5 protein-coding genes are annotated in these 6,000 nt (G+C 57.3%); all 5 read right to left on the reverse strand.

The window, feature by feature from the left end:
- Nucleotides 1–549 precede the first annotated feature (549 nt).
- The gene (locus GRI69_RS12940; RefSeq protein ID WP_237453102.1) at nt 550–945 is read right to left on the reverse strand and encodes a ZIP family metal transporter; all 396 of its coding nucleotides are present in this window, start codon (nt 943–945) and stop codon (nt 550–552) included.
- A gap of 464 nt (nt 946–1,409) precedes the next feature.
- Complete coding sequence (locus tag GRI69_RS12945; RefSeq protein WP_160728695.1) at nt 1,410–2,783, reverse strand: PQQ-dependent sugar dehydrogenase; 1,374 nt, start codon at nt 2,781–2,783, stop codon at nt 1,410–1,412.
- Entirely contained in the window at nt 2,780–3,217 is a 438-nt protein-coding gene (locus GRI69_RS12950; RefSeq protein WP_160728696.1) for a DUF2231 domain-containing protein, read from the reverse strand. The genes GRI69_RS12945 and GRI69_RS12950 overlap by 4 nt, the downstream gene beginning before the upstream one ends.
- Before the next feature lie 35 nt (nt 3,218–3,252).
- On the reverse strand, nt 3,253–3,555 hold the full coding sequence (locus GRI69_RS12955; protein WP_160728697.1) for a hypothetical protein: 303 nt from the start codon (nt 3,553–3,555) through the stop codon (nt 3,253–3,255).
- On the reverse strand, nt 3,548–6,000 hold a 2,453-nt coding region (locus tag GRI69_RS12960; RefSeq protein ID WP_160728698.1), incomplete at its 5' end, for a cbb3-type cytochrome c oxidase subunit I. The genes GRI69_RS12955 and GRI69_RS12960, both read right to left, overlap by 8 nt.

Consider the following 6,000-nt stretch of genomic DNA (forward strand, 5'->3'; position numbering starts at 1 on the left):
GCAAGACACAATGGCCGGATGCGGTTGGTTCGTGGCCGCTTTCCACCAAATTCGTAAGTCAGTACACTGCTTCCCGAAACCTAACCAACCGCTGACCAGACATTTCACACGAAAGCTACCGGTCGGCTAACAACGCCAAGGCGAGTGCTGTGGAAGCGGAACAAGCACAGTCTGACAATTAGGCAAGTATGGGAGATGTGCCTAAGCAGGTGGGAGCAGTTATATGAAATTCTCAGGGCGGTCGAAGTTCCTAGTCCCAATCGAGCGACAATAGTTCGCGGCCCATAATGAGACGTTCGCCGATTACTAAGGGCAACAATAAACGATTGCTTTTATGCGGCAGGTGGAGCGGCAAGCAATCAGCGTTTTGCGACCCTGCGCTGTAGAGAGCTTGTGAAAGCCGGCTTGCCGTTCCACCCAATGTATGGCTCGATTATCCGCGAACAAGCCCGGAAACGTCGGTTCGCGATTTCCTAACGGTAGCAACCGGATAGTCTGTGTCTGCCTTTGCATCGTGGCCGACCCCAGATGAGTTTTCCTAGAAAAAACTCACAAGTACGCTGACATCAGAAGCAACAGAGCAAAACCACCCGCAAACGCAGGACTGGAAATGCGGCGGGGAGCGCCAGATTCGTCTGCCTCAGGTACGATTTCCTCCACCGTCGCGGTTAGCAGCAAGCCGGCAAGGACAGCTAGAGCTATACCCACTGTGATATCTCCAGAGCCACGCAATGCCAAATACCCCAATGCCGCGCCTAGCGGCGGCAGAAAAGGGTAGAAAGAGAGCATTATCAACCGCTGTACACGTGGAATACTGGCAGTCCGGAAATTAGCAGCGATGGCGAAGCCTCCAGGTAGGTTGCCGATAATTTGTGACATCGCCAGCAGCATACCTAAACTTGCCTCGACGGCTGCCCCACTGCCCGTCATCAGACCGTCGCTCAATAGATCGAGCCCAATTGCTACATACGCACCAACCGTAGTTCCGCGCATCGATTTTCGGGACAGTCGCCTGCCGAGCCAGCGAGAACTACGCCCGATGGCGACAGAGACCAAGGAGCCTGCGACTAACGACAGCGCCAAGATCCATATTTCCACTCGCTCGATTGAGCGTGGGACGAGTTCAACTGCCGCCACCGCAGTGGCCAAGCCCGCTGCGGCATGCATCGCTCCGCCTACCAGCCAAGAGGGCGGTTCACGCCATTCGGCCAAGCCCACGCCGATCATACTGCCGAGCACGGGCAGCAACGCTAGGAGTAGAACCGTACTAAGATCGATCGCTCTGTTCCTGTCCCTACCTCACGGCAAAATGAGTTCGTTGAGCCCGGATAAATCAGGCTTCCCGAACAAAGTCAGGGCGCGGACGAGAGACCTTGCCGGAGGAGCCCGCTTGAATAGATCCACCCCCTTTAATTCCTCGGCACGGTGGAGGATTCAGTTGGAGCCGGGCCCGGAACCTGCCTAGCTCGCGTTGGAACCCCACGTAGCTGGGCTCGAGGAGCAATCCGCCAAACCGTGTTCGAAACGTCGTCAGCAACCAGGAGCACTCGGCGTGCCGCATCGTATGTGACGCCTACCGGGCGGCCGCGCGCATGGCCATCTTTGAGAAAGCCCGTGACAAGGTCTACTGGTTCGCCTCGGGGGCTCCCTCCAGCGAATGGAACGAAGACAACCTTGTAACCAGAAGGGTCTGCACGGTTCCAGCTTCCGTGCTGCCCGACAAACGCGCCTTCGCTAAATTGTCCACCCAGACCGCCACCATTCGTGAAATCGACGCCCAGAGCCGCGACATGTGACCCAAGCGCGTAGTCTGGTATAATCGCTTGCCTTACCAAGTCCGGACGGGCCGGCTTGATCCGCGGATCGACGTTCCGACCATAATAACTGTATGGCCAGCCGTAGAAGCCTCCCTCGCGCACCGAAGTGAGGTAGTCCGGAACGAGTTGTGGTCCCAATTCGTCGCGTTCATTGACGACGGCCCAAAGACGCTCGTTCCAAGGGTCGCATGCAAGCGCTGTTGGATTGCGCAGACCAGAGGCGAAAATGCGGCTCGCACCCGTTTCGCGGTCGATTTCCCAGATGACGGCGCGGTCTTCTTCGACATCCATCCCGCGCTCGCCCACGTTGCTGTTGGAGCCGATGCCGACATAGAGCTTCGAACCGTCCGGGCTGGCCGTCATCGCCTTGGTCCAGTGGTGGTTGATTTTGGCAGGGAGCTTGGTCACTTCCCTCCCCTGCTCTGCGATGCGGATCGCACCTTCGGTGTAGGGAAAACTTACCAGATTGTCCTGGTTCGCCACGTAAAGCGTGTTGTCGACGAAGGCCAAACCATAGGGCGCATCGAGGCCTTCGATAAAGGTCGTTTGCAGGTCGGTTTGCCCGTCGCCGTCCCTGTCGCGTAACAAAGTGATGCGATCGCCGCCTTTGACGGAACTCTTGCCGCGCTGCTTGATCCATCCCGCGATGATGTCCTTGGGCCGCAACTTGGGCGCATTGCCCCCAGATCCCTCGGCGACGAGAATATCGCCGTTGGGGAGCACGAGCACTTGTCGCGGAATTTTGAGATCCTTGGCGATAGCCGTAACCGTATAACCTTCGGGGACCGTAGGCAGGTCATCTCCCCATCCTTGGGGCGTCGGTATCTCCATTGCCGGAACAAGAGCGTCGTTCTGTTCGGGCAGTTCAGGACGCTCGCCGGTCTGGTCGAGATCGGGATCGCTATTTCCCTGACATGCGGTCAGGATAAGGACCAGTGGTGCTGTGAGAATGGCTAGCCGGCTCATGTGCGATCCTCCACTGAATAGGTACTTCCATTAGCGATGAACGCCGCGCCGAAGGCGAGCAATGTGCAGAGAATGGACAGCACTAGCCCCAATGTTCCGACTGAATGCCAGCCGTCTCGCGCGTGTTGGAAAGCGTTCACCACGCCCAAGATGAACATCACTGCGACCACGATAAGGTAAAGGATGCCTCGCCCACGTGAGTGACGCGCTCGCCCAGCGAACAGTCCGATAACCGCCCATGCCAAAACTAGACCCGCAAAAAGGTCAGCTCCAGCGATCAGCCAAGACGAAAAATTGGTCCATTGGATCTGGGCCGTGTTGAGATAGGTCATGTCCGTCAGCAGCGCCGCAGGGTACAAAGCCACTGGGAAGGCCAGCAGGATTGCGTGCAGCGGATGGGCGAATGATCGAGAATGATTGACGGTTCGGTCCATGCGGCGATCTCCTTTGCCAGGCATGACATTGCAAACTAACCAATAAACGCAGGAAAAGTGCCGAAAGCTACTGCAGCGACGGCCAAGCCCAGTGCGCCAAGCGCAACGGAAGGACGTGGCCGAGTTAATTTTTGACCCTTCCAAACCAGCGCCGCCAAGGCGGCAATTCCCGCCCCTACCGCGAGGAAACTGGCGATCGGCTGACCGGGGAAAATTAGGACCGCACCGTAGCTGACAAGAAAATGGGCCGACCAAACACAAAAAGCGAAAACCAAGGTGCGGTAGATTGCAGGGCGATCGATCGCATCGCCGCTCTTTTCTTCGCGCCGTTCAAACACCGGGAAATACCCGCGGCAAGGTAGTGAAGACAATGCCTTGAAGCGCGCAGAAAATGATGAAGCGTGCGACGACGTCCATGGTGACATTCGTGGGTGTGGTCATGATTCCTCGTGCCTCGCGAAATGCGAGATAGGCAGCCATTATTACAGCGACCAAAACCACCTGACCCTGAAGCACCGAAAGCATAAAGACTGTAGCGCCCATGCCGTTCGCGGTCGGCACAAGCCCGGTCGCGAGCCACCCAGAGACGTCCAGATAGAGAGCGCCCACAAGTAGCCCTGCGGCGAGAGCTTCGAGCATCCAAGGCAAGTCTTCTGCTAGACGCCCTTCCTTGCTCGCGAGAACGCGCCGTCCACCCCACGCGGCGAGCACAGCCAGAGCTTCGATGACGACAATCAATGCAGTTTCGCCAAGCGGCGGCGGCGCACTCCAGACCTCCGGGTTGATCCCATAGAGATAGAGATAAGCGAAGACGGCCATGAAACCGATCATGCCAATTACAACCATGAGCGTGTTCAGCGCCCACCAGCCATGACTTTTGGAACCTGTGATCGCAATGGGCACCTCGATACCGCCCCCGATATCGGCCATTTCCTGCTTGAGGGGACGGTCAGTTTCCCACAGCCAGCGTAGCATGCTGAGCACCGCAATGATCCCGCAGAAGATCGCAAAGGGGTATGCCTGAACGGTCAGAGAGAGGAAAAACAGCGCCGTGAATATTGCTGCCGACAGCGGCCATGGTGAAGGTCCGGGCATCAACTGGACATACTGGGGTTCAGCCATCACAGTCGAGGTGATTAGCGTCTCTCGCTGGCCGGTTGCCGATTTGGGCAGGAAATAGCGGCCCTCCTCGACTTCCTTGGAGATCTGCGGTCGATCCCAAAGAGGTTCACGCGAAGTTACGAGCGGAATTGAACGAGTGGAATAGAGCCCGGTCGGCAGCCATTCGAGGGTTCCGCCTCCGTAAAGGTTCCCGGCGTCGTCATGGACCGTAAAACGGAACCTGCGCGCAAGATCGAAAAGGAACAGGAGTATACCCGCCGCCATGACGAAGGCGCCGATAGTGGAGACAAGGTTGAGCAGATCGAGGTCGCGCCCGGGCAAATAGGTATAAACTCGCCGCGGCATGCCCATGAGCCCGGTTAGGTGCATCGGGAAAAAGGTGATGTGGAGCCCGGCGAACATCAGCCAAAACACCCATTTGCCAAGCCGCTCGGACAGCGCACCGCTACTTGTCATGCCATGCCAATGATAGAAGGCAGCAAACATGGGAAAGACCATTCCGCCCATAAGGACGTAATGCAGGTGGGCGACGATAAAATAGGTGTCGTGCGCCTGCCAGTCGAATGGCACCATGCCGACCATTACACCCGTCAGACCGCCCATGGTGAAGATCACGACGCTTCCCACCACAAACAAAGCGGGTGTGGTCCACTTGATCTTGCCACTTGCCAGCGTTGCGATCCAGCAGAACACCTGGATACCAGCCGGCAGGCTTACTGCCATGCTAGCGGCAGAGAAATATCCTGCCGAGACGCGAGGCATATCGGTGGTAAACATGTGATGTGCCCACACACCGAAGCTGATGAAGCCGGTTGCCACCAGTGCGAGCACGTTGAGCCGGTAACCAACCAGCGGAACCTTGGCCACTGCGGCGACCATCATGCTCATGAGCCCGGCGGCTGGAATGAAAATGATATAAACTTCGGGATGGCCGAAGAACCAGAACAGGTGCTGCCAAAGCATGGGATCGCCGCCACGCAAAGCATCGAAGAAGGGCCAGTTGAACGCTCGCTCGATTTCAAGCAACATCGTGCACAGGATGACGCTGGGGAAAGCCACCACGATCATCACCGCAAAGACGAGCATTGCCCAGGCAAACATCGGCATCTTGTCGAGTGTCATTCCCGGGGCACGTGTTCGCAGCACTCCCACAATGATCTCTATCGCTCCCGCGATGGCTGAAATCTCGATGAAACCAATTCCGAGCAACCAGAAATCGGTATTTATGCCGGGGCTGAACGCGATGCTGGTAAGCGGGGGATACATGAACCACCCGCCATCGGGCGCGAGACCGACGAACAGGGAGAGAAAGAACATCGTCCCGCCAACGAAATAGGCCCAGAAGGCAAAGGCCGAAAGGCGAGGGAATGGTAGGTCACGCGCGGCCAGCATCTGGGGCAGCAGCATGATTCCTATCGCTTCTACCATCGGCACAGCGAACAGGAACATCATCACCGTTCCGTGCATCGTAAAAAACTGGTTGTAGGTGTCGACGCCGAGAAAATCCTGCATCGGAGCAGCGAGCTGCACGCGCATGCCGAGAGCGAGGACGCCCGCTGCAAGGAAGAAACCAAAAGCAGTGACGACATACCAGAAGCCGACGTAATTGTTGTTTACCGCGGTCAGCCGGGCCCAACCCTTCGGTGCCTTCCATATTTCGG

It is taken from the genome of Qipengyuania vulgaris, assembly GCF_009827325.1.
Lineage (GTDB): Bacteria > Pseudomonadota > Alphaproteobacteria > Sphingomonadales > Sphingomonadaceae > Qipengyuania > Qipengyuania vulgaris.